The 26,210-nt window shown below is 65.4% G+C and carries 21 protein-coding genes; 11 read left to right on the top strand and 10 right to left on the bottom strand.

What is annotated here, in order from left to right; translation table 11 throughout:
- The first annotated feature begins 13 nt into the window (after nt 1-13).
- On the top strand, nt 14-4,051 hold the full coding sequence (gene pulA, locus QLG02_RS17460; protein WP_282465748.1) for a pullulanase-type alpha-1,6-glucosidase: 4,038 nt from the start codon (nt 14-16) through the stop codon (nt 4,049-4,051).
- 192 nt (nt 4,052-4,243) lie between these two features.
- Here the strand turns inward: pulA and QLG02_RS17455 are convergent, their stop codons facing one another.
- Nucleotides 4,244-6,658, bottom strand: a complete 2,415-nt coding sequence (locus tag QLG02_RS17455) for a zinc/cadmium/mercury/lead-transporting ATPase (protein WP_282465747.1) — start codon at nt 6,656-6,658, stop codon at nt 4,244-4,246.
- Between the two features lie 217 nt (nt 6,659-6,875).
- Between QLG02_RS17455 and tpx the strand changes: the two genes are divergently transcribed.
- Entirely contained in the window at nt 6,876-7,376 is a 501-nt protein-coding gene (gene tpx / locus QLG02_RS17450) for a thiol peroxidase (RefSeq protein ID WP_016349389.1), read from the top strand.
- 62 nt (nt 7,377-7,438) lie between these two features.
- Here the strand turns inward: tpx and QLG02_RS17445 are convergent, their stop codons facing one another.
- Complete coding sequence (locus QLG02_RS17445; protein WP_282465746.1) at nt 7,439-8,257, bottom strand: transporter substrate-binding domain-containing protein; 819 nt, start codon at nt 8,255-8,257, stop codon at nt 7,439-7,441.
- A gap of 169 nt (nt 8,258-8,426) precedes the next feature.
- Between QLG02_RS17445 and QLG02_RS17440 the strand changes: the two genes are divergently transcribed.
- Nucleotides 8,427-9,647: a DEAD/DEAH box helicase gene (locus QLG02_RS17440; RefSeq protein ID WP_282465745.1), complete on the top strand. Its 1,221-nt coding sequence runs from the start codon at nt 8,427-8,429 to the stop codon at nt 9,645-9,647.
- A gap of 95 nt (nt 9,648-9,742) precedes the next feature.
- A complete protein-coding gene (locus QLG02_RS17435; protein ID WP_282465744.1) occupies nt 9,743-11,236 on the top strand; it encodes an alkaline phosphatase D family protein in 1,494 nt (497 codons plus the stop codon).
- A 73-nt stretch (nt 11,237-11,309) separates the two neighbouring features.
- Here QLG02_RS17435 and QLG02_RS17430 read toward each other — a convergent pair whose 3' ends face one another.
- From QLG02_RS17430 to QLG02_RS17405, 6 genes are all read right to left on the bottom strand, one after another.
- Complete coding sequence (locus tag QLG02_RS17430; protein WP_282465743.1) at nt 11,310-12,098, bottom strand: hypothetical protein; 789 nt, start codon at nt 12,096-12,098, stop codon at nt 11,310-11,312.
- A complete protein-coding gene (locus QLG02_RS17425) occupies nt 12,095-13,411 on the bottom strand; it encodes a sphingomyelin phosphodiesterase (protein WP_282465742.1) in 1,317 nt (438 codons plus the stop codon). The genes QLG02_RS17430 and QLG02_RS17425 overlap by 4 nt, the downstream gene beginning before the upstream one ends.
- Nucleotides 13,412-13,619: 208 nt before the next feature.
- Entirely contained in the window at nt 13,620-15,179 is a 1,560-nt protein-coding gene (locus QLG02_RS17420; protein WP_282465741.1) for a PAS domain-containing methyl-accepting chemotaxis protein, read from the bottom strand.
- Between the two features lie 238 nt (nt 15,180-15,417).
- Entirely contained in the window at nt 15,418-16,248 is an 831-nt protein-coding gene (locus QLG02_RS17415; protein ID WP_282465740.1) for a CPBP family intramembrane glutamic endopeptidase, read from the bottom strand.
- Between the two features lie 163 nt (nt 16,249-16,411).
- On the bottom strand, nt 16,412-16,702 hold the full coding sequence (locus QLG02_RS17410) for a hypothetical protein (RefSeq protein ID WP_011704604.1): 291 nt from the start codon (nt 16,700-16,702) through the stop codon (nt 16,412-16,414).
- Nucleotides 16,703-16,765: 63 nt separating this feature from the next.
- Nucleotides 16,766-17,140 (bottom strand): YacL family protein, encoded by a 375-nt coding sequence (locus QLG02_RS17405; protein ID WP_011704605.1) that lies wholly within the window; start codon nt 17,138-17,140, stop codon nt 16,766-16,768.
- A 321-nt stretch (nt 17,141-17,461) separates the two neighbouring features.
- Here QLG02_RS17405 and QLG02_RS17400 point away from each other — a divergent pair, with 321 nt between their 5' ends.
- The 7 genes from QLG02_RS17400 to QLG02_RS17370 all read left to right on the top strand — a co-directional run bounded on the left by QLG02_RS17400 (nt 17,462) and on the right by QLG02_RS17370 (nt 24,869).
- Complete coding sequence (locus tag QLG02_RS17400) at nt 17,462-18,577, top strand: sugar diacid recognition domain-containing protein (RefSeq protein ID WP_016349398.1); 1,116 nt, start codon at nt 17,462-17,464, stop codon at nt 18,575-18,577.
- A 119-nt stretch (nt 18,578-18,696) separates the two neighbouring features.
- Nucleotides 18,697-19,959 carry a GntP family permease gene (locus QLG02_RS17395; protein WP_011704607.1) on the top strand — a complete coding sequence of 421 codons (1,263 nt, stop codon included), beginning with the start codon at nt 18,697-18,699 and terminating at the stop codon, nt 19,957-19,959.
- 9 nt (nt 19,960-19,968) lie between these two features.
- Nucleotides 19,969-21,102: a glycerate kinase gene (locus QLG02_RS17390; protein WP_282465739.1), complete on the top strand. Its 1,134-nt coding sequence runs from the start codon at nt 19,969-19,971 to the stop codon at nt 21,100-21,102.
- A 210-nt stretch (nt 21,103-21,312) separates the two neighbouring features.
- A complete protein-coding gene (locus QLG02_RS17385) occupies nt 21,313-21,876 on the top strand; it encodes an NnrU family protein (RefSeq protein WP_282465738.1) in 564 nt (187 codons plus the stop codon).
- 62 nt (nt 21,877-21,938) lie between these two features.
- Nucleotides 21,939-22,472 carry a glutathione peroxidase gene (locus tag QLG02_RS17380; RefSeq protein WP_139393153.1) on the top strand — a complete coding sequence of 178 codons (534 nt, stop codon included), beginning with the start codon at nt 21,939-21,941 and terminating at the stop codon, nt 22,470-22,472.
- Nucleotides 22,473-22,554: 82 nt separating this feature from the next.
- Entirely contained in the window at nt 22,555-23,490 is a 936-nt protein-coding gene (locus QLG02_RS17375) for a LysR family transcriptional regulator (RefSeq protein ID WP_282465771.1), read from the top strand.
- 182 nt (nt 23,491-23,672) lie between these two features.
- Nucleotides 23,673-24,869 carry a NupC/NupG family nucleoside CNT transporter gene (locus QLG02_RS17370; protein WP_282465737.1) on the top strand — a complete coding sequence of 399 codons (1,197 nt, stop codon included), beginning with the start codon at nt 23,673-23,675 and terminating at the stop codon, nt 24,867-24,869.
- A 331-nt stretch (nt 24,870-25,200) separates the two neighbouring features.
- Here QLG02_RS17370 and QLG02_RS17365 read toward each other — a convergent pair whose 3' ends face one another.
- Together QLG02_RS17365 and arfB are read right to left on the bottom strand one after the other, a co-directional pair.
- A complete protein-coding gene (locus QLG02_RS17365; RefSeq protein WP_282465736.1) occupies nt 25,201-25,695 on the bottom strand; it encodes a methylated-DNA--[protein]-cysteine S-methyltransferase in 495 nt (164 codons plus the stop codon).
- A 33-nt stretch (nt 25,696-25,728) separates the two neighbouring features.
- Nucleotides 25,729-26,145 (bottom strand): alternative ribosome rescue aminoacyl-tRNA hydrolase ArfB, encoded by a 417-nt coding sequence (gene arfB / locus QLG02_RS17360; RefSeq protein WP_017785571.1) that lies wholly within the window; start codon nt 26,143-26,145, stop codon nt 25,729-25,731.
- Between the last annotated feature and the right edge of the window lie 65 nt (nt 26,146-26,210).

The following is a 26,210-nucleotide window of genomic DNA, read 5'->3' as shown; positions in this document are numbered from 1 at the left end:
GAATTATAAAAAAATGGATATGAAAAAGACCAAAGTGGCGCTGGTAACAGCCTCACTGCTCGCGCTTTTGTCCGGCTGCAATGACAACAGCTCCTCCCCCTCCACCCCTGACCCCACGGACGGCCCCGTCGCCCGTCTACCCAATGTGCAACCCCCTGCCGAGCAACTGGTGGCCGGGCCCGATCAGGCGGTGATCGCCCTGGTGGATACCCAGACCAGTGCGGCGCGCGGGGTCACTGGCCCCTTCGCCAACTACAGCCTGCACCTGTGGAACAACGACGCCTGCAGCGCCACCGCCGAGAGCGGCCTCAACGCGGGCTGGGATGACAAGGTCAACACCCCGGCCGCGGCTGACGGCTTCGGCCCCAGCTGGGTGGTGCCCCTTAGCAAGCTGGAAGGCTGCATCAACTTCATCGCCCGCAACGGCGATCTGGCCAACCTGACCGGCAGCGACATGAAGGTGGTCTTCAGCGATCACCCGGACCGCACCGTGGCCATCGTCGCCGGCAAGAACGAGATCTTCGGCAGCCGCGCCGAGGCCTTCACCGCCGCCTTCGGTGTGGCGGGCGCCAGTGCCCACCTGATCGACGGCAACACCCTGATCTGGCAAGGGGGCAAGGACAAGCCCCATGTGCGCCTCTATTACACCGAGTCCGGCACCATCAAGGCCAACGCGGAAGGGGTGTTCGACTTCCCCTACATCACCCTTGCTCCGACCAGCCTGACCGCCGAGCAGCAGGCCAAGTATCCGCACCTCAAGGATGCCGCCGCCTTCGCCCTGCCAGCTGGCAAGGACCTCAAGCCGCTGCTCAAGGGTGAACTGGTGGCCATCGGCACCGATGCCGACGGCATTCTGCAGGGGGCGACCCTGGTGCAGAGCGCCGGCGCCCTCGATGCCCTCTACAGCGAAGCGGCCACCAAGCTGACTTATGGCGCCGTGGTCGAGGGGGGCAATGTCACCTTCCGGCTGTGGGCGCCGACCGCCAGGTCGGTCAAGCTGGCGCTGTTCGACGGCCAGCACAAGCCGCTCGGCGAGCGCACCATGACCCTGGACGAGGCCAGCGGCAGCTGGAGCGTGCAGGGTGGCAGCGAGCTGGTGGGCAAGTTCTACCGCTACGACATCCAGGTCTATCACCCGGTCAGCCGCAAGCTGGAATCCTATCAGGTGACCGACCCCTACTCCCTGAGCCTGGCGATGAACTCCGAGTTCAGCCAGGTGGTGGATCTCAACGATCCGGCCCTCAAGCCGGAAGGGTGGGACAGCCTCAAGGCACCCCACAGCCAGCAAAACCCCGCCGACATCACCATCTATGAGGCCCATGTCCGCGATCTGACCGGCAACGACGACTCCACCCCGGCCGAGCACCGCGGCAAGTTCCTCGGCCTGACCGACACTGACACGGCGCCGGTCAAGCACCTGCAGGCGCTGGCCAAGAGCGGCGTCAGCCACCTGCACCTGCTGCCGGTGTTCGACATCGCCACCGTCAACGAGGATCCGGCCAAGGTCGCCAACATCAGCGACGACTTCGGCAAGCTGTGCCAGGTCAACCCCGAGGTGCAGAACTCCAAGTTCGCCAGCTACTGCAGCAGCGGCCAGACCATCGAGGCCGTGCTTGGCGATCTGCAAGGAGGCGACAGCAAGGAGAACCCACAGGTGCAGGAGCTCTACGGCTATCTGCGCGGCGTCGACTCCTTCAACTGGGGTTATGACCCCTACCACTACACCACCCCGGAAGGCTCCTACGCCACCAACGCCGAGGGCAGCCAGCGCATCCTGGAGTTCCGCGAAATGGTCAAGGCCATCAAGCAGAACATCGGCATGAACGTGGTGATGGACGTGGTCTACAACCACACCAACGAGGCGGGCCTGGGACCCAAGTCGGTGCTCGACAAGATAGTGCCCTGGTACTATCAGCGCCTCAATCCGGAGACCGGCTCGGTGGAGAACTCCACCTGCTGCTCCAACACGGCGCCGGAACACGCCATGTTCGCCAAGCTGATGGATGACTCTCTGGTCACCTGGGCGCGCGACTACAAGATCGACGCCTTCCGCTTCGACCTGATGGGCCACCACCCGAAAGATCAGATGGTGCAGGCGCTGGCCGCGGTGAAGCAGGTCAACCCCGAGATGTACTTCTACGGCGAGGGCTGGAACTTCGGCGAGGTGCAGGATGACAAGCGCTTCGTGCAGGCGACCCAGAAACACCTGGCCGGCACCGGCATCGGCTCCTTCTCCGACCGGCTGCGGGATGCGGTGCGCGGCGGCAGTCCGTTCGACGGCGGCGACACCATTCGCAAGACCCAGGGCTTTGGCAACGGCGCCCTGGTGGATGCCAACGAGATGGACGGTGTCGATCGCGCTACTGCCCTGCATCAGGCCGATCTGGTGCGCCTCGGCATGGCCGGCAACCTCAAGGACTTCATCCTGACCGACAAGGACGGGATGCCGAAGAAGGGCTCCGACATCGACTACAACGGTCAACCGGCGGGCTACGCCCAGGATCCGACCGAAATCCAGAACTACGTCGACAAGCACGACAACCAGACCCTGTTCGACAACCTGATCTACAAGGCGCCGCAAGGGGCCGATCTGGTGCGGATGCAGGGGGTATCGCTCGCCACCGCCATGCTGGGGCAGGGCATTCCCTTCACCCACGCCGGTGTCGAGCTGCTGCGCTCCAAGTCCATGGAGCGGGACAGCTACGACTCGGGTGACTGGTACAACCGGGTCGACTACACCCTGGCCGACAACAACTTCGACAAGGGGCTGCCGCGCAAGGACAAGGATGGCGACAACTATCCGCTGATCGAGAAAGTACTCGGCAAGCACGTCAAGCCGAGCGGTGCCGACATGGCGACCATGGTGGGCTTCTATCAGGAGCTGGCCGAGCTGCGTCAATCCTCACGTCTGCTGCGTCTGGGCAGCGGCGCCGAGGTGATCAAGCGGGTCGACTTCCGCAATACCGGCCCGGATCAGGAGCCCGGCCTCATCGTGATGACGGTGGATGACGGCATCAATGCGGGGGCGGATCTGGATCCGGCCATCGACGGTCTGGTGGTGATGATCAACGCCACCAATGCTCCCCAGAGCATCAGTGACTTCCGTGACGGCAACGATCAGCCCATCGACCTGACCAGCCTGCAGCTGAGCCCGGCCCACCATGGCGGCGAGAGCATCGCCCGCGATGCGGCCGTCAATGGCGGTACCCTGACCCTGGGTGCCTGGTCGGCAGCGGTGTTCGTCAAACCGCAGAGCGGTGCCCAGGGCACTGGCCTGCCGGTCGGCAAGAAGACTGATCTGAGCACGGTACCGCCGTTCGGTGACACCGCCGTCTATCTGAAGGGGTTCCTCAATGAGTGGGGCAACACCAACCAGATGACCTTCAGCAGCAACTTCATGTACGAGTTCACCACCGAGGTGAGCAGCGACAAGCTGGGCACCACCAACGTCAAGATCGCGGATGCCAGCTGGGGTCCCCTCAACTACGGCAGCTGCAATGCGGGTGACAAGCTGGTGGTCGGCACTCCGCTGACCCTTTGCAAGGGTGGCGATACCGGCAACATCGGGCTCGATCTGGCCAAGGCGGGCAGCTACAAGTTCGTGTTTACCGCCATGAACAAGGACAAGCCGACCCTGAGCGTCAGCTTCACCGAGCCGGTGCAGAGCTGCAAGGTGCTGGACACGGTGGCGGGCAATCCGCTCGGCTACAACCTGTTCGTCAAGGGCGAGCTCTCCGGCTGGGCCGCTCAGCCCCAGTACCAGTTGAGCTACAAGGGGATGGACGGCGATCTGGCCATCTATCAGGCGGCCTTCAACTACACCGGCAGCACCGAGTTCAAGGTGGCCAACGAGGACTGGAGCAAGGAGTACCTGCTCAACGGTGGCGGCGCGGTAACGGCGGAGACGGGTTATGCCATCGGTTTCTCCCAGCCGGGCAGTGCCAACAACAGCATCACCTTGCCGCAGGGGCTGTGGAGCGTGCTGGTGAAGGTTGACCCGGCCGGCACCAAGGCCGGTACCGCTGTGATCCAGGAGTGCAGCGTCAAGTAGTCATTCCCATCAAGCCCGGGGCTGGCTCGGCACCCCAGGGTTGAATTCCACCTCGCCAAGGGTGGGATAACTCCGAGAGAGTAAGCAAAGCGCGACTGCCGACCGGCAGCCGCGCTTTTTCTTTGCTGTGGGCGAGGCAATAAAAAAGCCGCCCCGTTGGGGCGGCTGTTGGTTGTGCCGTTAACGGCCGGCTTAGCGCTTGCGCAGCAGGCGCAGGGCGTTGGCGGTGACCAGGGCGGTGGCGCCTGTGTCGGCCAGCACCGCAATCCACAGGCCGGTGATGCCGAGCAGGCTGGTGACCAGGAAGATGGCCTTGAGCCCCAGCGCCAGCGCTATGTTCTGGTGGATGTTGGCCAGTGCCGCACGGGAGAGCCGGATCATGGCGGCGACCCCGCCGAGCTGGTTGTGGGTCAGCGCCGCATCGGCGGTCTCCAGCGCCACGTCGGTACCGCCTCCCATGGCGATGCCGATGCTGGCCCGCTTCATGGCCGGCGCGTCGTTGATGCCGTCGCCGATCATCGCGACTTTCTGGCTGAGGCCGAGCTTGGCGATTTCATCGACCTTGCCCTCCGGCAGCAGGCCGGCGCGCCAGCCCATGCCTAGCTCACCGGCGATGGCCTCGGCGGCGCGGGGGTTGTCACCGGTCAGCATGATGCTCTGCAGGCCGAGCTGGTTGAGCTCTTGCAGCGCCGCAGCCGCTTCCGGCCGGATCTGGTCGCGCAGGGCCAGCAGGGCGGCCGGGGCGGCGTCAGGCTGACCGAGCACCACGACTGTCTTGCCTTGCTGCTCCAGGGTGGCGACCCGGGCCTGCATCGCGGCATCCAGGGTGGCGACCCGGTTTGGTGCCAGCAGTTGCCAGAGAGTGCCGTCGATGCGACCTTCCACGCCCATGCCGGGCAGGGCGCGCAGCGCCTGGGCCGTAGCGAGGCTGAGGCCCCGTTCGCTGGCCGCCGTTACCACGGCGCGGGCCAGCGGGTGGTGGGAGCCCTGCTCGATGGCCGCCGCCAGTGCCAGCAGTTCGGCCTCAGGCTGGCCATTGAGGCTCACCAGTTCGGTCAGCTGCGGCTTGCCCAGGGTCAGGGTGCCGGTCTTGTCGAAGGCCACGGTATCGATGTGGGCGAGGCGCTCCAGCGCAGCGCCCCCCTTGATGAGGGCCCCCTGCCGGGTGGCTGCCGCCAGTGCCGAGGTGACCGCCGCCGGGGTGGAGATGACCAGGGCGCAGGGGCAACCGATCAGCAGCAGCGCCAGCCCGCGATAGACCCACTCGTCCCAGCTCTGGCCGAAGGCGAGCGGCGGTACCAGCACCACCAGCAGGGCAACCAGCATCATGGCCGGGGTATACCAGCGGCTGAAGCGGTCGATGAAGCGCTCGATGGGGGCGCGCTGGGTCTCGGCCTCTTCGATGAGATGCAGGATGCGGTCGATGGCGTTGTTGCCGGGTTCTGACACCACCTCGAGGCGCAGCACCCGATCCGCCGCCAGGCTGCCGGCAGGCACCTTGTCACCCTGGCGGCGCTCCACCGGGATGGATTCGCCGGTCAGGGCGCTCTCGTCAAAGGCGCCGAGGGCGTCGAGCAGGCGGGCATCGGCGGCCAGGCGGGCGCCCGGGGCGATTTCGATGATGTCACCGGGGCGCAGCTGGTCGGCGCCGACCTCTTCGCGCACCTCGCCCTCGGCAGTGGTGCGGATGCGCAGCGCCTTGTCGGGCACCAGCGCCATCAGGGCGGTGACCCCGGCGCGGGCGCGGCCGGCGGCGTAGGCCTCCAGATGTTCGCCCAGCATGAACAACAGCAGCACCATGGCCGCTTCAGCGGTTTCGCCGAGGAACAGGGCCCCCACGGCGGCGACCGTCATCAGGGTTTCGATGGCGAAGGGGGAGCCGCTCTTGGTCAGCGCCCACGCCTTGCGGGAGATGGGCCACAACCCCCAGAGGGTGGCCAGGGTAAACAGCGGCTGACCAATCTGGCTCGGCAGCAGGGCCGCCACCAGCATCAGGCCGGCCAGCGACAGCGGCTGCCAATATTTGGCGAGCAGGGTCTGCAGCGGGCCGCGCTCGCGGCCGGGTTCCTGCTTGCCGTTGCGCTCGCCCTTGAGCTGGAAGCCGGCGGCCAGCACGGCGGCGGTGACGGGATCGGGGGAGAGGCCGGGGGCCAGATCCACCACCAGCTTCTCGGTGGCAAACAGCACGCGGGCCTGTTGCACGCCGCTCACCCGGCTGACGGCGGTCTCTATCTTGCGGGCGCAGCTGGGGCAGTCCATCCCCAGTACCTGCCAGCTGTGGCGGCGGCTGTTCTGCTCGGGGGCGTCCAGCGGAGGTTCTGCCGCGACAGCATGCTCATGGTGGTCGTGCTCCCCGTCATGGGCATGGGTATGGGTGGGCGGCGGAGTGGCGCAACAACCCCCTCTGGGGGGCTCTTCCCCCTCGGGAGCGTCGCTGGCGGCATGATCCTGATGATCATGGGGGGCCTGACTCGCGCAGCAGCTGACCGGTGCTGCCTGGTCGCAGCAGTGGCTGTCGTGCTGGTGCTCGGCCTGGGGCGCAGCGCTCTTGCTGACGGCCTTGATGGGGGCGGCGGCGTGTTGATGGCTGCAGCAGGATTTGCTCATGATGAGTCCCTCTTGGATGGATCCCGCCGGTGCGAGATCTTCGATAACTGAGCCGAGTGTAAACCTTGGTGTTAAGTCCAAGGTCAAGCTCCTTTCTCCCGCGCCTCGCAACAGGCTGCCGGCAGAGGCGATATCCCTGTGGTTGGCGGGTGTTTGTCCCCGCCCGGCAGGCCTATACTGGAGGGCCTGATCCTCCCTCGATAATCAAGGACATAACATGAGCAATTCCGTTACCCTGCAAGGCAACCCTGTCTCCGTCGCCGGTCACTTCCCGGTCGCTGGCGAGCAGGCCAAGCCGTTCTCCCTGGTGGCCAAGGATCTCTCCGATCTGACCCTGGCGAGCTTCGCCGGTCAGCGCAAGATCCTGAACATCTTCCCGAGCGTCGATACCCCGACCTGCGCCACTTCCGTGCGCAAGTTCAACGAGCAGGCCAGCGCGCTGAACAACGCCGTGGTGCTGTGCATCTCCGCCGACCTGCCGTTCGCCCAGTCCCGCTTCTGCGGCGCCGAAGGGCTGGACAAGGTAGTGACCCTCTCCACCCTGCGTGGTGCCGCCTTCCTGCAGGACTACGGCGTGGCCTTCTCCTCCGGCCCGCTGGTGGGTCTGGCTGCCCGCGCCATCGTGGTGCTGGATGAAGAGAACAAGGTGCTGCACAGCGAGCTGGTGGCCGAAGTCGCCGACGAGCCGAACTACGCCGCCGCCCTGGCCGTACTGTAAGCAGGCAGACTGACAAAAATCCCGCCGAGGCATGGCCCCGGCGGGATTTTTTTATGGAACAGTCAGGGGGATTTGGTCGCGTCTTTGGCGGGTAGTGGCTCCGGCTGGGGTTGCCACTCGACATGGGGGCGGTGCAGCCTTGAGTAGATCTCTGCCAGCTTGCCGGAGGCGGCGAGTCGCTCGATTGCCTCGCCGAGGAAGCGATCCGTTTCATCCCCGGTAGGCCCCTTGGCGATGATGAAGACATCCTCGAAATCCCCCAGGTGCTCCCGGTGAATGTTGGTCAGCTTGAGCTGGCGCAGCATCAGGTCGGCCTCCTCCTGGGCCCAGATGAAGGCGTCGATGCGCCCGCGCGAGAGCTTGCGCAGGGACTGCTCTATGCTCATCGACCGTTGCAGCGGAATGGGCAGAAAGCCGGGGGTCGCCTCGATCAGCAGATCCCGTTTGGTGGGCACTATGCCGTAGGCCATGTCGGGGGTGATGAGGTGGTCGGTATTGCTGTAGAGCACGTGGGTGACCTTGCCGAAGCTGCGGGTGCTGAAGCGATAGGGCAGCAGGTCGGCATCCTGCAGATTGCGGATGGCGGGCAGGCTGAAGTCGGCGGTGCCGGCGATCACTCCGGCCATGGCCCGGGCGAGGGGATAGATGGTGATCCGGATGCTCACCTCGGGGTAGAGATCATCGATGGCGCGCACCAGATCGACGAAGGGGCCGGTCTTGTCGGCGTTGATGAGCCCCGGCAGCTCGCCGAGGTGGGCGTTGAGGATGCGTACCGGTTTGGCGGCGGGGGCGGGCGCCGTGTCGGCGCGGGAGAGGCTGAGGCTGGTCAGCCCCGTCAGGCAAAGCAGCAGCAACAGCAGCAGAGAGGGATGTCTGGTCATGGTCTGGTCACGTCCCCGGGGGAGGTTCCCTGAAGTGTAGTCAGGCCCGCTTTGCTCATGGCGGGCCGGGTGCGGGCCAGTGGCCGCGATGGATGGGATTTTACTTATGGTCTGCCGCTCACTAGACTTCGCCCCCACCTCCCTATTCTGTCGATAGCTGCGTAGCCCCATGACTTTTGATGAACTAGCCCTCGCCCCCGCCCTGCTGGCGACCCTGCCCGCCGACCTCAAGTGCCCGACCCGGGTGCAGCAACTGGCCATTCCCGCCGCGCTGGCAGGACGGGATCTGCTGGCACTGGCCCGCACCGGCAGCGGCAAGACCCTGGCGTTCGGCCTGCCGCTGCTGCAGCGCCTCGATCCGGCCAGCGATCGGGTGCAGGGGCTGGTGCTGGTGCCGACCCGAGAGCTGGCGGTGCAGGTGAGCGAGGCGTTGCAGGGGTCGGCCGCCGGGCTGGGTCTGCGGCTGGTGACCCTGTGCGGCGGGGTGGCGCAAGAGCTGCAACAGGCCGAACTGGCGCTGGGGCCGCAACTGCTGGTGGCGACCCCAGGGCGACTGCGGGATCTGCTGGCCCAGCAATTGCTGGGTCTGAGCCAGCTGCGCCATCTGGTGCTGGACGAGGCGGATCGGCTGCTGGAGATGGGCTTCTGGCCCGACATCCAGTGGCTGCTGAATGCCATGCCGGTCGAGCGTCAGACCCTGCTGTTCTCGGCCACCCTGCCAGCCGAGCTGGATGCGCTGGCGACCGGTCTGCTGAACGAGCCGGTGCGGGTGGAGGCGGATCCCCGCAACAGCGTGGCCGACGACATCGAGGAGCGCCTCTATCTGGTCAACAAGAGCAGCAAGGTGCCGGCGCTCATCAGCCTGCTCAAGGCCCACGAGTGGCCGCAGGTGCTGGTCTTCATCAGCGCGCGGGACGACGCGGACGGGGTGGCCCGCAAGCTGGCCAAGGCGGGCATCGCGGTGGCGGCGCTGCACGGCGAGAAGGAGCAGGCGGTGCGCGAGCAGGCGCTCGGCGACTTCAAGGCGGGCAAGGTGCGAGTGCTGGTGGCCACCGATCTGATGGCGCGCGGCATTCACGTGGAGGCGCTGCCGCTGGTGATCAACCTGGATCTGCCCGCCAGCGCCCCCGTCTACGTGCACCGCATCGGCCGCACCGCCCGGGCCGGACGCAGCGGGCTCGCCATTTCGCTCACCTGCCATGGCGAGGCCGACACCCTGGCGGCGATCCGCACCCTCACCGGCCGCGAGCTGCCGCTGGCCGAGCTCGCCGGCTTCCCGGTCACCGATCAGCCAGCCAGCGGGGAGGGCAAGCGCGCCCCCCGTGACAAGCAGGCCAATCGTCGTACCCAGGCCAAGCGCAGCGCCAAACAGTTCAAGAGCAAGGGCTAGGACAAGCCTGACCAAAGATGGACTGCCCGCTTGGGCAGTACCAAAGGACGCCCGTTTCACTATGCTCCATGGGTTCAACCACGGAGGGATAGGCAATGGCGAGTCTGGTGATGGGGCCCCTGCTGGGGCTCGAAGCGGAGACGCAATACAGCATCTGTTTTTTGGCGGGGCCTGACTGCAAGGGCGCCGGGGTCAGGATCAACGGCAGCCTGCTGGCCGCCGGCAAACAGGCGGATACTCCCAGGGGCGGCTTCTGGCGGGTCAGCTGGACGGCAACCCCGGCCGAGGCGGGTTCGAGCGTGGAGTACCAGATCCTGCTGGACGGGGAGCCCGCCCGGGATCTGGCCGGTGAGGATCGCTGGCAGTTTCATCTGCCTGGGTCGGCGGAGCGGGTACGCATCGGGTACGCCTCCTGCAACGGTTTTTCCGACTTCAAGCTGCTCACCTCCACCCCGCAGCCCTATGTGATGTGGGACAAGCTGGCTGCCGAGCACGCCACGCATCCCTTCTCGCTGCTGCTGATGGGGGGCGATCAGGTCTATGCCGACTCCCTCTGGACCACGGTGCCCAGCCTCAAGGCCTGGAACGAGCTGGACATGGCGGAGAAGGTCAAACGCAAGGCGACTCGCACCATGGAAGAGCAGCTCGATCGCTTCTACTGCGATCTCTACTGCAAGCAGTGGGGGCGGCCCGAGGTGGCGCGCCTGCTGGCCCGGATCCCGAGCGCCATGATGTGGGATGACCACGACATCTTCGATGGCTGGGGCAGCTATCCCGAGTCGCCAGACAATCTGCAGGGCTGTGACGTCTACCGGGTCATCTATGCCGCCGCGTCCCGCTATTTCCGGCTGTTCCAGCTGCGCTCCGTTGCCAACGTCTCCCTGCTGGACCCGGTCAAGCTGGGCCACCACTCCTGGCGGCTCAGTTTTCGGGGCTACCAGATCCTGGCGCTGGACAACCGGGCCAACCGGACCCGCGCCCAGGTGATGAGCCCGTCCCAGTGGGATCAGATCAACGACGCGCTGGCCGCCTGCGATGCGGGCCACCTGCTGGTGCTGGCGGGGGTGCCCGTGGTCTATCGTGACTTCTCCTTCACCGAGGCGGCGCTGGATGCCACCCCCTGGGAGGAGGAGCTGACCGACGATCTCAAGGATCACTGGCGGGCCAAGGACCATCAGGGGGAGCGGGCCCGGCTCATCATGCGGCTGCTGGACAATGCCAGGATCCGGCGCCAGCAGGATGCTGGCTGTAAGACCCTGATCCTCTCCGGCGACGTGCACGTGGGCTGCCTCGGGGTGATCCAGGACAAGCGGGACGGGGTGCTCAACGTGCACCAGCTGGTCTCCTCCGGTATCGTCCACCCCTGTCCCACCCAGTTCCAGTGGATGGGGATCCTCGCCATGACCAACGACGATGCCGAATACCTCGACGAGAACCGGCTGATCCGCGCCGAGCTTATCAAGCCGTTCGGCGCCCCCGTCTACCTGCGTACCCGCAACTTTGCCACCCTGCTGATGGGCACCGACAACAAGCTGTGGGCCAACTGGCATTGCGAGAACGGGCTGGCGGCCAGTTACCCGCTGGCCTGATGGCGGGAAAATGCGAAGGGCCCTGACGGGCCCTTTTTCTTGTCGGGATCAGATGCCCTGAGCCGTTGCCCGCTCAGGGCTGCTCCGGCGTCTGGGCGAAGAAGTCGCGCCGAAACTGGCCGAGTACCGCCTCCCTGTGCTGCTGCCAGCTTGCCTCGTCCATGTTGCCCCTACTGGCCGCCAGCTGCTGCTCCAGCTCGGTCAGCTGCTGCTGGTAGTGGCTGCGCTGCGCCAGCTGCTGCTGTCGGCTGGCGGCAAACTGCACGGTCGCTTCGGCCTGCCCGGCCGGCAGGAAGTGGTGGGCCAGGGTCGTCAGTTCCTCGTCCCCCCACAGCTGGCGCGCCTGCTGCAAGCGGGCAGCCGGGTTGAACAGTTCGGCCGCCAGATCTGGATGATCCGCCGCCCACTCATCCTGCAAGCGGGTGAGGGCGGCCAGTCGCTCGGCCAGCGGCAGTTGCTCGTGCTCCTGCGCCAGCTGCTCGAGTGCCAGGGCGTAGCGCCCCTGCAGCCGGAACAGGCTCTCCCCCTCGCTCAGCCATTGGGCCTCTATCGCCTCCAGATTGGCGAGCCGCTCGGCCAGCGGCTGCTCGCTGTCGCTCACCTCGCTGGCGAGCTGCCGGTTCATCTCGTCCGGCAGCTCGCGCCAGCTGGCAGGCGCAGGCGCAGGGCCGGCTGGTACGGCGGTGGCGGCAAGCTGGTCGGTAGCGGGGGGCAATGGCGGCTGTGTCTGTGGTGCCTCTGTGGCGGCTGGCTGAGCGCTCTGGCCGGTGTGTGTCGGCCGCGTTGGCGCCTCCTGCCAGCTTAGGTTGAGCAGCAACAAGGCCAGCACCGCCAGTGCCAGCAAGCCGTAGCGGCGCTTCATCGGCTGATCTCTCCCTTGACCGGGAAGTGATCGGAGAGGTTGCTGGCGGGCCAGAGGCTGCCATCGCTGCTGCGCGGGATCCAGACGCTGTTGAGGTTGTGGCGCACGGCGCCGTATTCCCGGCTCACCACCAGATAGTCGAGGTACTCCACGTTGGCACCGCCGGAGAGCGGACCGCCGGCATAGGGGTTGATCCTGGGATCGAAGGTGGCCTCGGTGTAGCCGCCATAACCCGGCTCGTCGGCGTTGAGATTGGCCAGCATGCCGGCGTAGTCGTCGGCAAACTTGCGCTTGTTGACGTTGAAGTCGCCGCCGTAGATGACGGTGTCGCTGGCGGGGATCTTCAGGCTGGCGGCCAGGGTGCGGATCTGGCCGAACTGGATCTGGCGCAGCCGGCGCGCCTCGTCGGTGTCGAAGCTGGCGGTGTGGGTGGCGAACAGGTGCCAGGCCTTGCCCCCCTTGATCACCTCCGCATACATCACCCCCTTGTCGGCGAAGCAGTCGGTGCCGGTGCACTGGGGATAGACCAGTTGGGCCTCGCGCACTATGGGATAGCGGCTGACGATCACCACGCCGCCGTCATGGATGTTGACCCCCGGCTTGTCGAGCACCCTGGTCTGGTACGGATACTCCTTGGCCAGTGCCTGCAGGAAGCCCTCGCGGCGGCCATCGAACACCTCCTGCAACAGCAGGGCGTCATAACCCTTGAGGTACTCGGGCAGCAGCGCCAGTCGCTCGCCGATGCTGGAGGCGATCACCGGCAGCGCCCAGACGTTGTAGCTGGCCACCTTGAGCTTGCTCTCCGCCGGTTCCGGCTGCTCCCGCTTTTGTGGCGGAGTGAGCATATAGTGCAGATCGTCGTAGCGGCCGGTGAACTTGGCGGCGAAGGCCAGCTCCTGTGGCCCGCTCAGGCGGTGGATGGTGCGATCGCTCTGCCAGCCGGAGTTGTCTGCCGGCGTCTCGCCGCCGTGTTGCAGGGTGCTGTTCCACCAGGTGCCTTCCATCTTCTGGTTGAGGCGATAGGTGTCACCGCCGGGAGTGGTGACCCGGGTTTCGAACAGATAGCTCTTGCCCGCCTTCACCCCCTCGTAGCGGTTGAAGCTGAGCACCATGGCACTCTCCCAGGGGCCCAGCTCGGTTCTGTGCTGAAGCCACTGGCTGCCGGCCTGCAGCTGGCCGGAGCCGCTCTGGCGGATCTCCAGCTGGACTGGATCCGGGCTGTTGTTGGTGAGGTAAACGTCGGTGTCGGCCAGCGCTTGCAGCGGAAACTGGCTGGCCAGCAGCAGGGCGGCATAACTGAGGGGTTTGTGCATCATGAAGTCCTTTTGGTGGAGGCACGCTGGAAAGTGACTGTTATGGCGGGCACAGAGGTCATTTCATTTGCATTTTTGTTACAAATAAATGAAAGGCCCCATATGGGGAGGTGTTAACCCATGGGGTTGGCAACGGCCAAAGGGACGGGGGAGGTCAGGACAAATGAGGTGAAGCGGGCGTGCCGGGCGGCACGCCCCTGCAAGGCGGTCAGTGCTGGAACTGGTTGATCAGGCGGGAGAGGGCATGCAGCCGCTCCACCAGCAGGGTGATGCCGTCGAGTGCCTGGCGGCTGTTGTCGGCGGTGTGGCTGGCCAGCTGATGGATCTGGTGGATGCCCTTGTCCAGGGTGCTGGTGACATCCGCCTGCTGGCTGACGGCCTGGGCAATCTCGTCGCTGGTGTGGGTGACCCGGGCCAGCATGCGGTTGATCTGGTTGAGCACCTCGGCGGTGGTCCCCACGTGCTGCTGGCAGCGGTCCGAGGTCTGGGCGCCCTGGCTCATGCCGTCGGCCAGCTGACGGGTCGTCTGCTGCAGCGCCTGGATCATCTCGTTGATCTCGCCGGTGGAGCTGCGGGTCTTCTGGGCCAGCGCCCGGATCTCGTCGGCCACCACCGCAAAACCGCGCCCCTGCTCGCCGGCCCGCGCCGCCTCGATGGCGGCGTTGAGGGAGAGCAGGTTGGTCTGATCGGCGATCTGGCTGATCACCTCCAGGATCCCGCTGATCTTCTGGCTGTCGCCGGTCAGCCGGGCCAGCACGGCGTGGTTGGCGTCGAGCTCGTGATGGAGCTGATCGACCGAGGACTGGGTGGTGGCGAGCGCCCGCAACCCCTCGGCGGAGACCTGCTGCACCTCTCCCACCAGTTCGCTGGCCTGATGGGCATTGCTCGCCACGTCGCGAATGGAGTGGCTGAGCTCGGTGATGGCGGCGGCCAGCTGCTCGCTCTGGGCCCGCTGCTGCTGCAGGTGGATGTCGATGGTCTGGATATTGCCTCTGTCATCCTCGGCGGCCTGCAGGATCTGCTGGTTGGTATCGGCGCTGCGCCCCACCACCGCCTTGAGCTCGGCCCGCTTCATGCGCAGCGCCAGCTCCAGGGCCGCCAGGGTGTCCCGCCGCCTGGTGTAGAGCACCTGGCAAAGCGGGGTGCCCATCTCTTCGCCAGCCGTATGAGCCAGCCGGTTGAGCCGCTGCTGCAGGCGCCAGCCGTGCAGCATCTGGGCCAGCAGGGCCAGTGCGCCTGGCGCTCCCCACAGCGGATTGCCGCTGATGATGGCTGCCAACAGGGTGAGCAGGGCGCCGCCCGACAGCAGCAGGGTGAGCAGACCGGGTTCGAGGGCGAGCCGGCTCAGCCAGGGTAGCGCCTTGCCGGCCCGGATGTGGGCGTAGAGCTGCTCCGCCCAGGCGATGTCGTGCTCGCTCGGGCGGGTGCGTACCGACTGGTACTCGATGATCTGTCGCTGTTCGTTGAGGATGGGGGTGACATAGGCGTTGACCCAGTAGAACTTGCCGCTCTTGGCGCGGTTCTTCACCAGCCCCATCCAGCTTTTGCCCTGGCGCAGTCGCTGCCACATGTCGGCAAAGGCGGCCTTGGGCATGTCGGGGTGGCGTACCAGATTGTGGGGCACCCCCTCCATTTCGGCGGGGTGATAACCGGCCACGTCACAGAAGTGCTGGTTGGCGTAGGTAATGTGGCTGGCGGGGTCGGTCGTCGAGATCAGTGACAGGTGGTCGGGGAAACGTATCTCCCCCTCCCGTTGGGTTGTGGTCATGAGTGCATCCTGATTGAGCCAAGTAACTGATAGATTTGTTTTTATTTTTTGTGATTGTTACCGGCCCATTCTAGGGGGCAGCAAGCGCGCTATCTTGGCTTGGGTCAATTAATCGCCACTCTCGCTTAGCTAAATAGTGCAAATGAAAGGTGCATCTGCGCAGGCGGATGGCAAAGGGGGGGGCGGTGTGCGCCAAGGGGGGCAGAGGTTGCAGGCGCCCCGCAGGGGGCGCCCGGGATCAGCGGCTGGCCAGCGGGTAGGTAAAGAGGGCCAGGTGGGCGAAGTTGAACAGGAAGTGGATCGCGATGGCGACGCCGAGGCGCCCGCTCAGCAGGAACGCCAGGCCATAGCAGGCCCCCGCCAGCGCGGCGAACAGCACCAGCAGCGGGCCGCCGGCCAGGTGGGCGGCGCCGAACAGCAGGCTGGCCACCAGCACCCCAAGCCAGCGCCGGCTGTGTGCGGCGATCCCCTGCTGCAGGAAGCCGCGAAACAGCGCCTCTTCCGCCACGCAGGTGAACAGCAGGTTGTTGAGGGCAAACAGCCACCACCAGCCGGGCAGGCCCACCTCGGGCTTGAGGGCCCCCAGCTGCCAGGCGGCGATCAGCAGGGACGCCAGCGGCACCAGCAGCAGTGCCAGTCTGCGCCACTGAACGGCGCCGCCCGGGCCCAGCAGGGCGGGCCAGGCCAGCAGCAGGCCGAAGAAGACCAGCGGCTTGTCCAGGTTGAGGTACATGTTGAACGGCACGCTGGCGGGACCGGCCTGCACCTGGTCCAGCACCTTCAGGTTGGCGAAGCCGGGGATGAGGTGCAGCATCAGCGCCATCGCCCACAGCAGCACGGCACCCAGGGCGACGGCGCGCCAGGGCTGGGGCAGGGAGGGGGTGCGCCAGGCCAGCAGCAGGCCCGCCGCGCTGGCCAGCAGGGCGACTGGGCTCAGGTGGCCGAGGCCGAGAGCCGCCAGCAGGGCGACGGCCAGCATGATGAAGCCGGGCAGCCGTTGCCGGGCCAGACAGAGCAAGACGGCCAGCGCCAGTGCTCCCCAGATGAGTGAATCAGGTAGAGGTAACATTGAGTCTCCAAGGCCGATGAAAGTCCCGCACCTTAACAATGGGACATCCCATGAGACAAGGCTTAATAAGCTGGTCGGATCCCGTGTTCGGCTGGCTGCCAGGGCGCGCGGCCATAAAAAAACCGGAGCTGGGCTCCGGTTTTGGCAAGGGTGACAAGGCGTCTCAGCGGCCGGATTCGGCGATCACCCGGGCAATGATGTCGGCACGCTTGCTGGCTTCCAGCTCGCCCAGGGCGATCAGGCCGGCCTTGAAGATCACGTTCTTCGGCAGGCTGACGTCGTCCAGGGTGGCGATGGCTTCGACGTGCATACCGTTCAGACGGCTGGCATCGCGCGGGCTCAGGTTGACCTGGGTGTTCAGCACCTGCTTGCCTTTCTTCTTGGCAGGGGCGGCTTTTTTCGGTTGTTCCTGCTCGTCTTCCGGCAGTTCGTCATCAAAATCGTAAATAGACATAGTCAATCCTGTTGGTTAGGCAATGGGGCATGGTTGCCCGATGTCGTTTTTCAGAGGGGTCGATCAGCCCATATCCTCGTTGCGGATAAAGGCGCGCCAGGAGCCGAGCACCTGGGCAAAATCTTCCAGCCCGCACATGGCCAGCTGTTCATCATCGTAGTAGGCGAGATCGTCGAGATCCTCATCCTGCTCGATATTGAGGACGTTGGCTTTCACCTCGGCTTCCTCGTGGGTCAGCAGCAGGGAGTAGTCGCCGCCAAGCAGCCGGTATTCGACGCGAGTCCGGCTGGAGAGCTGATCGATGATGGCGAACAGCTCGTCGAGTTTCTCCTCGTCCTTGCCCACTTCGTCGATCAGCCACTGGCCGATGGCCTCATGGCCCATGGAGAACCGGGCGCGATAACCGCCGAACGGATCGCGGCGAAATTCATAATCCATAGTTCAGTCCATAGCGGAAGGGTGAGTCGTCATGGGCAGGGCAAATCCTGCTCCATGGCGGGGCGCATATAGCGTAAAGTGGCCTATTCTAGCGAGCCCCCCCTCGCTTGTCTTGAAGATGTGGCATCTTTGCCCCGCTACCGGCGCTTTGTGGCCGGTCCGGCCCCCGCTTTGGAGATGTGATGCAGCTAAACGATACCCTTGCGCGCCAGAGAGTCAGTCGGGCGATGAAAATCCTGTCGTGCTCGGTCGAGGTGATGGATGAAGCACTGCGACTCATCACCGCCTCAGACTATTCCCGTTTCGTTCAGCGGAGTACCTATGCAGCTCAATGACACGCTTGCACGGCAGATTGTCAGCCGGGCGATGAAGATCCTCTCTTTTTCGGTCAACGTGATGGACGAGCACGGTCTGATCATCGCGTCCGGCAACCCGGAGCGGCTCCATCAGCGTCACGAAGGGGCCGTGCTGGCGCTGACCGAGAACCGGGTGGTGGAGATCAGCGACGCCACCGCCCGCGAGCTCAAGGGAGTGCGCCCCGGCATCAACCTGCCCATCGCCTATCAGGGGGAGCTGCTCGGGGTCATCGGCATCTCGGGTGATCCGGACGAAGTGCGTGCTTACGCCGAACTGGTGCGCATGACCGCCGAGCTCATTCTGGAGCAGGCGGCGCTCACCGAACAACTGCAGTGGGACAAGCGCCACAAGGAGGAGCTGGTACTGCAGCTCATCCGTGGTGAAGGACGGGAAGATCAGCTGCAGCAGGCGGCCCGTTTTCTCGGGCTGGATCTGGCTCAGCCGCGGGTGGTGGCGGTGTTGGCGCTGGAGGAGGCCGACCCGGCCCGGCTGCGGGAGCTGGTGCACCTGCTGGAAAACCCGGAGCGGGACAACCTGGTGGCCATCAACGGTCTGGACGAGATAGTGGTGCTCAAGCCGGCCCAGCTCAGCGACGGCATCTGGCAGTCGGCGCAGGAGCGCAGCCGCATCAAGCAGCTGCTGGCCCGCATTCCCCACTTTCGGGTGCGCATCGGGGTGGGTGATTACTTCGCCGGCACCGGCGGGCTGGCGCGTTCCTACCAGACGGCGCGGGACACCTTGCGCCGTGGCATGCGGCAGGCGCCGCGCAAACAGGTCTATTTCTTCGAGGATTATCGGCTGCCGGTGCTGCTCGGCAGTCTGGCGGACTCCTGGCAGGCGGATCAGCTGCGGGCACCGCTGCACAAGCTGGCGCAGGAGGACACAAAGGGAACGCTGCAGAAGACGCTGCGCCAATATTTCTTGCAGGATTGTGATCTGCATCCCTGCGCCGAAGCCCTGTTCATCCACCCCAATACCCTGCGCTATCGGCTGACCCGGATTGAGCAGATAACCGGGTTGAATTTCAACAAGTTAGATGACAAGTTCCTGCTCTATCTCGGGCTCAACCTCGATAGCTGATTTGTTCATTCATACAAAAAGTTGTGTTTTACAACGCTGATATTTGGTTTTTTGACCAAAGCATTCCGATCCCGGATCACCATAATGGCCACCACTCACTCATTTGAAAGGTGCCCGTCATGATCCCTGTATCCGCGCTCGGCGCTCTCGCCGCGCTCTCCATCGCCATCTTCCTGATCCTGAAGAAGGTGCCGCCCGCTTACGGCATGATCGTCGGCGCCCTGGCCGGTGGCCTGATCGGCGGCGCCGATCTGACCCAGACCGTCGCCCTGATGATCGGCGGTGCCCAGGGGATCACCACGGCGGTGATGCGGATCCTGGCAGCGGGCGTGCTGGCCGGCGTGCTGATCGAATCGGGCGCCGCCACCACCATCGCCGAGACCATCGTCAAGAAGCTCGGTGAAACCCGGGCCCTGCTGGCACTGGCCCTGGCCACCCTGATCCTGACCGCGGTCGGCGTGTTCGTGGACGTGGCCGTCATCACGGTCGCCCCCATTGCGCTGGCCATCGCCCGCCGTGCCGACCTCTCCAAGGCGGCCATCCTGCTGGCGATGATCGGTGGCGGCAAGGCGGGCAACGTCATGTCTCCCAACCCCAACGCCATCGCCGCAGCCGATGCCTTCCACCTGCCGCTCACCTCGGTGATGGCGGCCGGCATCATCCCGGGCCTGTTCGGGCTGGTGATGGCCTACTGGCTGGCCAAGCGCCTCAACAACAAGGGCAGCAAGGTCGCCGCCGACGAGGTGGTGAGCTTCAATGGCAGCAAGCTGCCGGGCTTTGCCGCCGCCATCAGCGCGCCGCTGGTGGCCATCCTGCTGCTGGCCCTGCGCCCCATCGCCGGCATAGTCGTGGATCCGCTCATTGCACTGCCCCTCGGCGGCCTGGTCGGCGCCCTGATGATGGGCAAGTTCAGCAAGGTGAACCAGTTTGCGGTCTCGGGTCTTGCCCGCATGGCGCCGGTGGCCATCATGCTGCTGGGTACCGGTACCCTGGCGGGCATCATCGCCAACTCCGGTCTCAAGGATGTGCTGATCAGCGGCCTGACCGCCTCCGGTCTGCCCTCCTACCTGCTGGCTCCGATCTCGGGTGCCCTGATGTCGCTGGCGACCGCCTCGACCACTGCCGGTACCGTGGTGGCCTCCAACGTGTTCAGCTCCACTCTGATAGAGCTTGGCATCAGCAGCCTGGCGGGGGCCGCCATGATCCACGCCGGTGCCACCGTGTTCGACCACATGCCCCACGGCTCCTTCTTCCATGCCACCGGCGGCAGCGTCCACATGGGCGTGGGTGAGCGGCTCAAGCTCATCCCCTACGAAACCGCGGTCGGTCTGACCATTGCCGCCGTCTCCACCCTGATGTTCGGCGTGTTTGGCCTCGCCTAAGGAATTGATATGAAAATTGTTATCGCCCCCGATTCATTCAAGGAGAGCCTCAGCGCCATGGCGGTGGCCGATGCCATCGAGGCCGGATTCAAGCAGGTGTTGCCGGATGCCACCTACGTCAAATTGCCGATGGCCGATGGCGGCGAGGGGACGGTGGAGTCCTTGGTGGACGCCACCGGTGGCCGCATTCTGCCCTTCTACGTGACCGCTCCCCTTGGTAACAAGGTACAGGGCTTCGTCGGTCTGCTGGGGGATGGCGAGCGCGCCGTCATCGAGATGGCGGCGGCCTCCGGCCTGCATCTGGTGGCGCCTGAGCTGCGCAATCCGCTGCACACCTCCAGCAGCGGCACCGGCGAGCTGATCCTGGCGGCCCTCGACATGGGGGTGAAGCATCTGATCCTCGGCATCGGCGGCAGCGCCACCAATGACGGCGGTGCCGGCATGATCCAGGCGCTCGGCGGCAAGCTGCTCAAGCGCGACGGCACTCCCATCGCGCCGGGCGGCGCCGGTCTGGCCGAGCTGGCCACCATCGATCTGAGCGGGCTCGATTCGCGCCTCGCCAAGATCACCATCGAAGTGGCCTGCGACGTGGACAACCCGCTGTGCGGGCCGAAAGGGGCCTCCGCCGTGTTCGGTCCGCAGAAGGGGGCGACCCCCGCGATGGTGGCGCAGCTGGACGCCAACCTGGCCCACTACGCCGACTGCATCGAGCAGGCGCTTGGCAAGCAGGTGAAGGAGATTGCGGGAGCGGGCGCCGCCGGTGGCATGGGGGCGGCCCTGGTGGGCCTGCTCGGCGCCGAGCTCAAACCCGGCATCCAGATCGTCATCGAGGCGTTGAAACTGGCCGAGGCGGTGGCCGACGCGGATCTAGTCATCACCGGCGAGGGACGCATCGACAGCCAGACCATCCACGGCAAGACGCCAATCGGTGTCGCACGCTGCGCCAAGCAGTTCGGCAAGCCGGTGATCGGCATTGCGGGCTGCCTGACCGACGACTGCGGCGTGGTGCACGAGCACGGGCTGGATGCGGTGTTCGCCGTGGTCAACCGTGCCATGTCGCTGCCGGAGGCGCTGGCCACCGCCACCACCAACCTGCAGCTGACGGCCCGCAACGTGGCGGCGCTCTATCTGCTGCGACCCTGACTCTTTTCTGGCCGGTGCCTGGCGCCGGCCAACCCCGCCCCGTGTCGCGGTGACGACCTGCACCGCTGCAGGTCTGCCCGAAACACCTTGCCGATCAGATGATCGGCTTTTTTCATTATCCTGCTGTATAGCCTGCGTTTTTCTGCGGTTTCTGTATTCTGGCCGCCGACTTTGCGGCATAGTGATCCCCCATAGTACAAGGAGCAACCCATGATCTTGCTGACCCTGGGGGTACTGCTGTTTACCCTGATCCACCTCTATCCCTGCTTCGCAGCTGCCCATCGGGCCCGCTTGCGCGAGCGGCTGGGGGAGAATCGCTACAAGGGACTCTTCTCGTTGCTGGTGTTCATCGCCATCGCCTGCATCATCGCCGGCTGGCGCACCGCCAGCCCCCTGCCGCTCTATTTTCTGCCCGTCTGGGGGCCGACCCTGATGATGACGGTCATGCCCATCGCCCTGATCCTGTTCTGCTCCGGCCAGGGCCCCAACCACCTGCGGCGCTGGCTGGTGCATCCCCAGCTGCTCGGCACCCTGCTCTGGGCTGGCGCCCACCTGGCGGTCAACAGCGAGGCCCGCTCCCTGGTGCTGTTTGGCGGCATCGGCCTGTGGGCGCTGGTGAGCATCGTCTGGATTTCGGTGCGGGACTGGCAGCGCCATCCCCGTCCGGCGGCCAACTGGTACGGCACCGGGCTCAGCGTGGGGGCCGGGCTGGCGCTCACCGCCCTGCTGATCTTCTGGGGGCACGGCATGCTCACCGGCATCCCCCTCTATTGAGCGGGTGAACCGGCCGGGGTGCCCGCGCGTATGTCACTCATCTGCCTGACAGGAGTCGCTCGATGAAATGGATCATGTTGTTGCTGACACTCGGGGCCGGGGCGGCCGTCGCCGCCTGCCCGGACTACTTCAACGTGGAGATGCGGGAGCTCAACAGCACCCAGCGCCACAACCTCTGCCAGCTGACCGAGGGCAAGGTGGTACTGGTGGTCAATACCGCTTCCTACTGCGGCTATCGCGGCCAGTTCCGGGATCTGGAGACGCTCTACCAGACCTACAAGGAGAAGGGATTGGTGGTGCTCGGCTTCCCTTCCAACGACTTCTGGCAGGAGGCGGGGGAGGAGGGCAAGACCGCCTCGGTCTGCCGGCGCGATTACGGGGTGACCTTCCCCATGTTCAACCGGATCGCCGTGCGCGGGGCCGATGCCAGCCCGCTTTACCGGGGGTTGGCCGCGGCGGCGGGCGAGGCGCCGGGCTGGAACTTCCACAAATACCTGATCGGCCGTGACGGCAAGCTGGTCGCGAGTTATGGGGCGAACCAGAATCCGGCGGACGATCCCCTGCAAAAAGAGGTCAAACGGGCGCTCGGCCTTTAGCGCTACCCCGCGGCGGGCGGCTCTGGAATAATGGGGGTCTGCTCTTCTCTCTGGTAATCCCGTGCTGCAACGTCTGCCCCAAATGGTGATCTTCGATGCCCTGGTCCGTGAACAGGGCATCTCGGCGGCCGCCCGGCGGCTTGGGGTCTCCAAATCCCACATCAGCAAACAGCTGGCCCAGCTGGAGACCGAACTCGGTGCCCAGCTGGTGCAGCGCACTACCCGCCGCTTCTCTCTCACCGAGCTCGGCCAGGAGTATGCCCGCCACTGCCGCGCCCTGGTGGCGGTGGCGCTGGAGGCGGACTCCATGGTGGCGGAGCGGCGCGGCAAGGTGAGCGGCATCCTGCATCTGGGGGTCGGCCAATCCTTCGGCCGGCTGCACGTGATCCCGCGCCTCAAGGCGTTTCAGGATCGCTACCCCGAGCTGGAGCTGGAGGTCTCGCTGTTCGATCATCGCACCAACCTGGTGGATGAGGGGCTGGATCTCTGGATCACCACCTACGAGGACAAGCCCGAGGCCCTGGTGGGGCAGCGGCTGGCGGACATTCACTTCGTGCTGGTGGCCTCGCCAGACTATCTGCTGAGCCACGGCACCCCGCTGCACCCCAGAGACCTGGCCCAGCACAACTGCATCACCTACCAGAGCCGGGAGCGGCGCTACCACGAGTGGTCGTTTCGCCAGGGCAAGGAGCGCCAGACGGTGCAGGTGGCCGGCAACTACCGGGTGGATCTGGCGGAGGCGGTGCGCGACGCCGCCCTGGCCGGGCTCGGCATCGCTTACGTGGCCAACTACCTGCTGGACAAGGAGTTGCAGTCCGGCCAGTTGATCCCGCTGCTGCCCCAGTGGCGACCGAACCAGAAGATGGCGGTGCACGCCGTCTATGCCAGACGCGAGCACCTGGATCCCAAGATCCGGCTGTTCATCGACTTCCTCAAGGAGAACTTCGGCCCGAATCCCTACTGGGAGCAGCGGCTGGCCCCCTGGCTCGGCGGCAAATTGTCCGGCACAGAGGAATAATCGTTTCCATATAAGAACACTGGCTTTCGCTTGAAACCAAAATCGAGTCAAATCAGCCAGTTGCCGCAACCGGTATCGTGCAAACGTTTTTTCTAACAGGGCTGTAACCAAGTGGACTTGCAGTGGCGAGGTCGGGAGCGCAGAATCCGCGCCCATCTTTCGCCCCACCTGATGGAGTCCCTATGATTGCCCTGCTCGGCATCCTGAGCATTCTGGCCGTGGCCACGCTCTGCTCTGATAATCGTCGTTGTATCCCGTTGCGAACAGTGGGCCTGGCCCTCTGCCTGCAGATCCTCTTCGCCGGCCTGGTGCTCTGGCTGCCCGCCGGTCAGCACGTGCTGAACGGGGTAAGCGAAAGCGTCAGCAGCGTGATCGGTTACGGTCAGGAGGGGATCGCCTTCCTGTTCGGCGATCTGGCCAAGTTCAAGCTGGGCTTCATCTTTGCCTTCAACGTGCTGCCGGTCATCATCTTCTTCTCCGCGGTGATCGCCATCCTCTACCACATCGGCCTGATGCCGAAAGTGATCGCCCTGCTCGGCGGTGGCCTGCAGAAGCTGCTGGGCACCGGCCGCGCCGAGAGCCTCTCCGCCACCGCCAACATCTTCGTCGGCATGGTGGAGGCGCCGCTGGTGGTCAAACCCTATCTCTCCAAGATGTCTGACTCCCAGTTCTTCGCGGTGATGAGCTGCGGCCTCGCCTCGGTAGCCGGCGGTACCCTGGTGGGTTACGCCAGCATCGGGGTCGAGCTGAAATACCTGATCGCGGCGGCCTTCATGTCGGCGCCGGCCGGTCTGGCCATGGCCAAGATCCTGGTGCCGCCTGCCGCTGAAGAGCAGGATCACCATCAGGACGTGGTGATCCCGCGCGCCACCAACGTGATTGAAGCGGCCGCCGATGGAGCCATGTCCGGCCTCAACATCGCGGTCGCCGTGGGGGCTACCCTGCTGGCGTTCGTCGGGGTGATCGCCATGCTCAACGGCCTGCTGGGCTGGGCCGGCGACCTGGTGGGGCTGGAGCTGAGCTTCCAGATCATCCTGGGCTGGCTGTTTGCACCCGTCTCCTGGCTGATCGGTATCCCCTGGGAGCAGGCTCAGGCCGCTGGCGCCCTGATCGGGACCAAGATAGTGGTGAACGAGTTCGTCGCCTTCATCGCTCTGGTACAGGACCAGACCCTGAGCGAGTCGAGCAAGGCCATCGTCACCTTCGCCCTCTGTGGTTTCGCCAACATCTCTTCCATGGCGATCCTGATCGGCGGCCTGGGCGCCATGGTGCCGGAGCGCAAATCCTTCATCGCCCGTTACGGCATGCGCGCCATCCTGGCAGGTGTGCTGGCGAACCTGATGAGTGCCTCGCTGGCCGGCTTGTTCCTCGCCCTCTGATTGACCCTGAAGCTAGCACCTTCCGGTCAGAGCCCGCTTCGGCGGGCTTTTTTGTGGCCGCTTGCCGGCAAAAAAAAGCGCCTCAGGGAGGCGCGGGGAAAAAGACAGATTGGAAGCGTCACATGGGTGCCACTTGAATGAGGGATGAGCCATACCATCCAAGTGTGAAGCCATGATGCCTGATGCTGTCTGAAGCCCTTCTGAGGCGATTCTTCATACTATGTTCATTTTGCTAAACGTAGTGGAGGCTGGTTGGGGGGAGCGCGACGCCGTCTGCGGTTTGCTGTTCCAGCGCCGGCAACCAGGTTGCTAACGGGATGCCGGCCGCGGCTCAGGGGGTCAGCACAAAATCATCGGCGGTCTGCTGTTCCAGTGCCAGCAGCCAGCGCTTGATGGGGATGCCGCCGGCATAACCGGTCAGCTCGCCGCTGCGGCCGATCACCCGGTGGCAGGGCACTATGATGCTGAGCGGATTGCGTCCGTTGGCCGCCCCCACCGCGCGAACCGCCTTGGGATTGCCGATGGCCTGGGCTATCTCGAGGTAGCTGACGGTTTCGCCGTAGGGGATGTCGCCCAGGGCACGCCACACCGACTGCTGAAAAGGGGTGCCCCGGGCGGCCAGCGGCAGGTCGAAGCGGCGCAGGCGACCGGCGAAGTAGGCCGCGAACTGTTCGACGAAGGGGGCCAGCGCCTGATCGTCGCGCTGCCATTCGTCGGTCGGGGTCACCGGCTGCTCGCCTCGTACGAACTCTACATAGCGCAGCCCGTCCCGGTCGATGGCGATGAGCAGGGGGCCGTGGGCGCTGTCGCAAAAACTGAATTTCATTCTGTCATCCTCGGGCGTTGGGCAAGGGCCCGGCTAGTCCACTACCGGCTTGCCGCGGGTCGATTTTATCTCCCCCTTGCGCTTCTTGGCATCGACCCGCTTGCGCTGGGAGCTGCGGGTCGGCTTGGTGGCATGGCGGGCCTTGGGGCGCCAGGCCGCTTTCTTCAGCAGCTCCACCAGACGGTTCATCGCCTCCTTGCGGTTCATGTCCTGGCTGCGGTGGGTCTCGACCCGGATCATGATGAAACCGTCGTGCACCCGGCTGTCGCTCAGCTTGTCGAGCCCCTCCTTGTAGAGCGGGGTGAGGCTGGGGGAGCTGCGGTAATCGAAGCGCAACCAGACGGCGGAGTCGGTCTTGTTGACGTGCTGGCCACCGTTGCCTTGTGCCCGCATGGTCTGGAATTGCAGTTCATGCCAGGGCAGGGTAACGCTGTTGGAGATGACTAACATACTGCGGTGCTCTTGTTTGGTGCATCGGCTGTGGCTGGCTCAGCTTGGTGCCTCATAATGGGGCG

It is taken from the genome of Aeromonas sp. V90_14 (assembly GCF_029967615.1).
GTDB lineage: Bacteria > Pseudomonadota > Gammaproteobacteria > Enterobacterales > Aeromonadaceae > Aeromonas > Aeromonas hydrophila.
This window is presented reverse-complemented; position numbering and strand designations above follow the sequence as displayed.

Coding starts and splice junctions, on each gene's coding strand:
- pulA (WP_282465748.1), top strand. CDS start 14: ATGGATATGAAAAAGACCAAAGTGGCGCTGGTAACAGCCTCACTGCTC.
- QLG02_RS17455 (WP_282465747.1), bottom strand. CDS start 6,658: ATGAGCAAATCCTGCTGCAGCCATCAACACGCCGCCGCCCCCATCAAG.
- tpx (WP_016349389.1), top strand. CDS start 6,876: ATGAGCAATTCCGTTACCCTGCAAGGCAACCCTGTCTCCGTCGCCGGT.
- QLG02_RS17445 (WP_282465746.1), bottom strand. CDS start 8,257: ATGACCAGACATCCCTCTCTGCTGCTGTTGCTGCTGCTTTGCCTGACG.
- QLG02_RS17440 (WP_282465745.1), top strand. CDS start 8,427: ATGACTTTTGATGAACTAGCCCTCGCCCCCGCCCTGCTGGCGACCCTG.
- QLG02_RS17435 (WP_282465744.1), top strand. CDS start 9,743: ATGGCGAGTCTGGTGATGGGGCCCCTGCTGGGGCTCGAAGCGGAGACG.
- QLG02_RS17430 (WP_282465743.1), bottom strand. CDS start 12,098: ATGAAGCGCCGCTACGGCTTGCTGGCACTGGCGGTGCTGGCCTTGTTG.
- QLG02_RS17425 (WP_282465742.1), bottom strand. CDS start 13,411: ATGCACAAACCCCTCAGTTATGCCGCCCTGCTGCTGGCCAGCCAGTTT.
- QLG02_RS17420 (WP_282465741.1), bottom strand. CDS start 15,179: ATGACCACAACCCAACGGGAGGGGGAGATACGTTTCCCCGACCACCTG.
- QLG02_RS17415 (WP_282465740.1), bottom strand. CDS start 16,248: ATGTTACCTCTACCTGATTCACTCATCTGGGGAGCACTGGCGCTGGCC.
- QLG02_RS17410 (WP_011704604.1), bottom strand. CDS start 16,702: ATGTCTATTTACGATTTTGATGACGAACTGCCGGAAGACGAGCAGGAA.
- QLG02_RS17405 (WP_011704605.1), bottom strand. CDS start 17,140: ATGGATTATGAATTTCGCCGCGATCCGTTCGGCGGTTATCGCGCCCGG.
- QLG02_RS17400 (WP_016349398.1), top strand. CDS start 17,462: ATGCAGCTCAATGACACGCTTGCACGGCAGATTGTCAGCCGGGCGATG.
- QLG02_RS17395 (WP_011704607.1), top strand. CDS start 18,697: ATGATCCCTGTATCCGCGCTCGGCGCTCTCGCCGCGCTCTCCATCGCC.
- QLG02_RS17390 (WP_282465739.1), top strand. CDS start 19,969: ATGAAAATTGTTATCGCCCCCGATTCATTCAAGGAGAGCCTCAGCGCC.
- QLG02_RS17385 (WP_282465738.1), top strand. CDS start 21,313: ATGATCTTGCTGACCCTGGGGGTACTGCTGTTTACCCTGATCCACCTC.
- QLG02_RS17380 (WP_139393153.1), top strand. CDS start 21,939: ATGAAATGGATCATGTTGTTGCTGACACTCGGGGCCGGGGCGGCCGTC.
- QLG02_RS17375 (WP_282465771.1), top strand. CDS start 22,555: ATGGTGATCTTCGATGCCCTGGTCCGTGAACAGGGCATCTCGGCGGCC.
- QLG02_RS17370 (WP_282465737.1), top strand. CDS start 23,673: ATGATTGCCCTGCTCGGCATCCTGAGCATTCTGGCCGTGGCCACGCTC.
- QLG02_RS17365 (WP_282465736.1), bottom strand. CDS start 25,695: ATGAAATTCAGTTTTTGCGACAGCGCCCACGGCCCCCTGCTCATCGCC.
- arfB (WP_017785571.1), bottom strand. CDS start 26,145: ATGTTAGTCATCTCCAACAGCGTTACCCTGCCCTGGCATGAACTGCAA.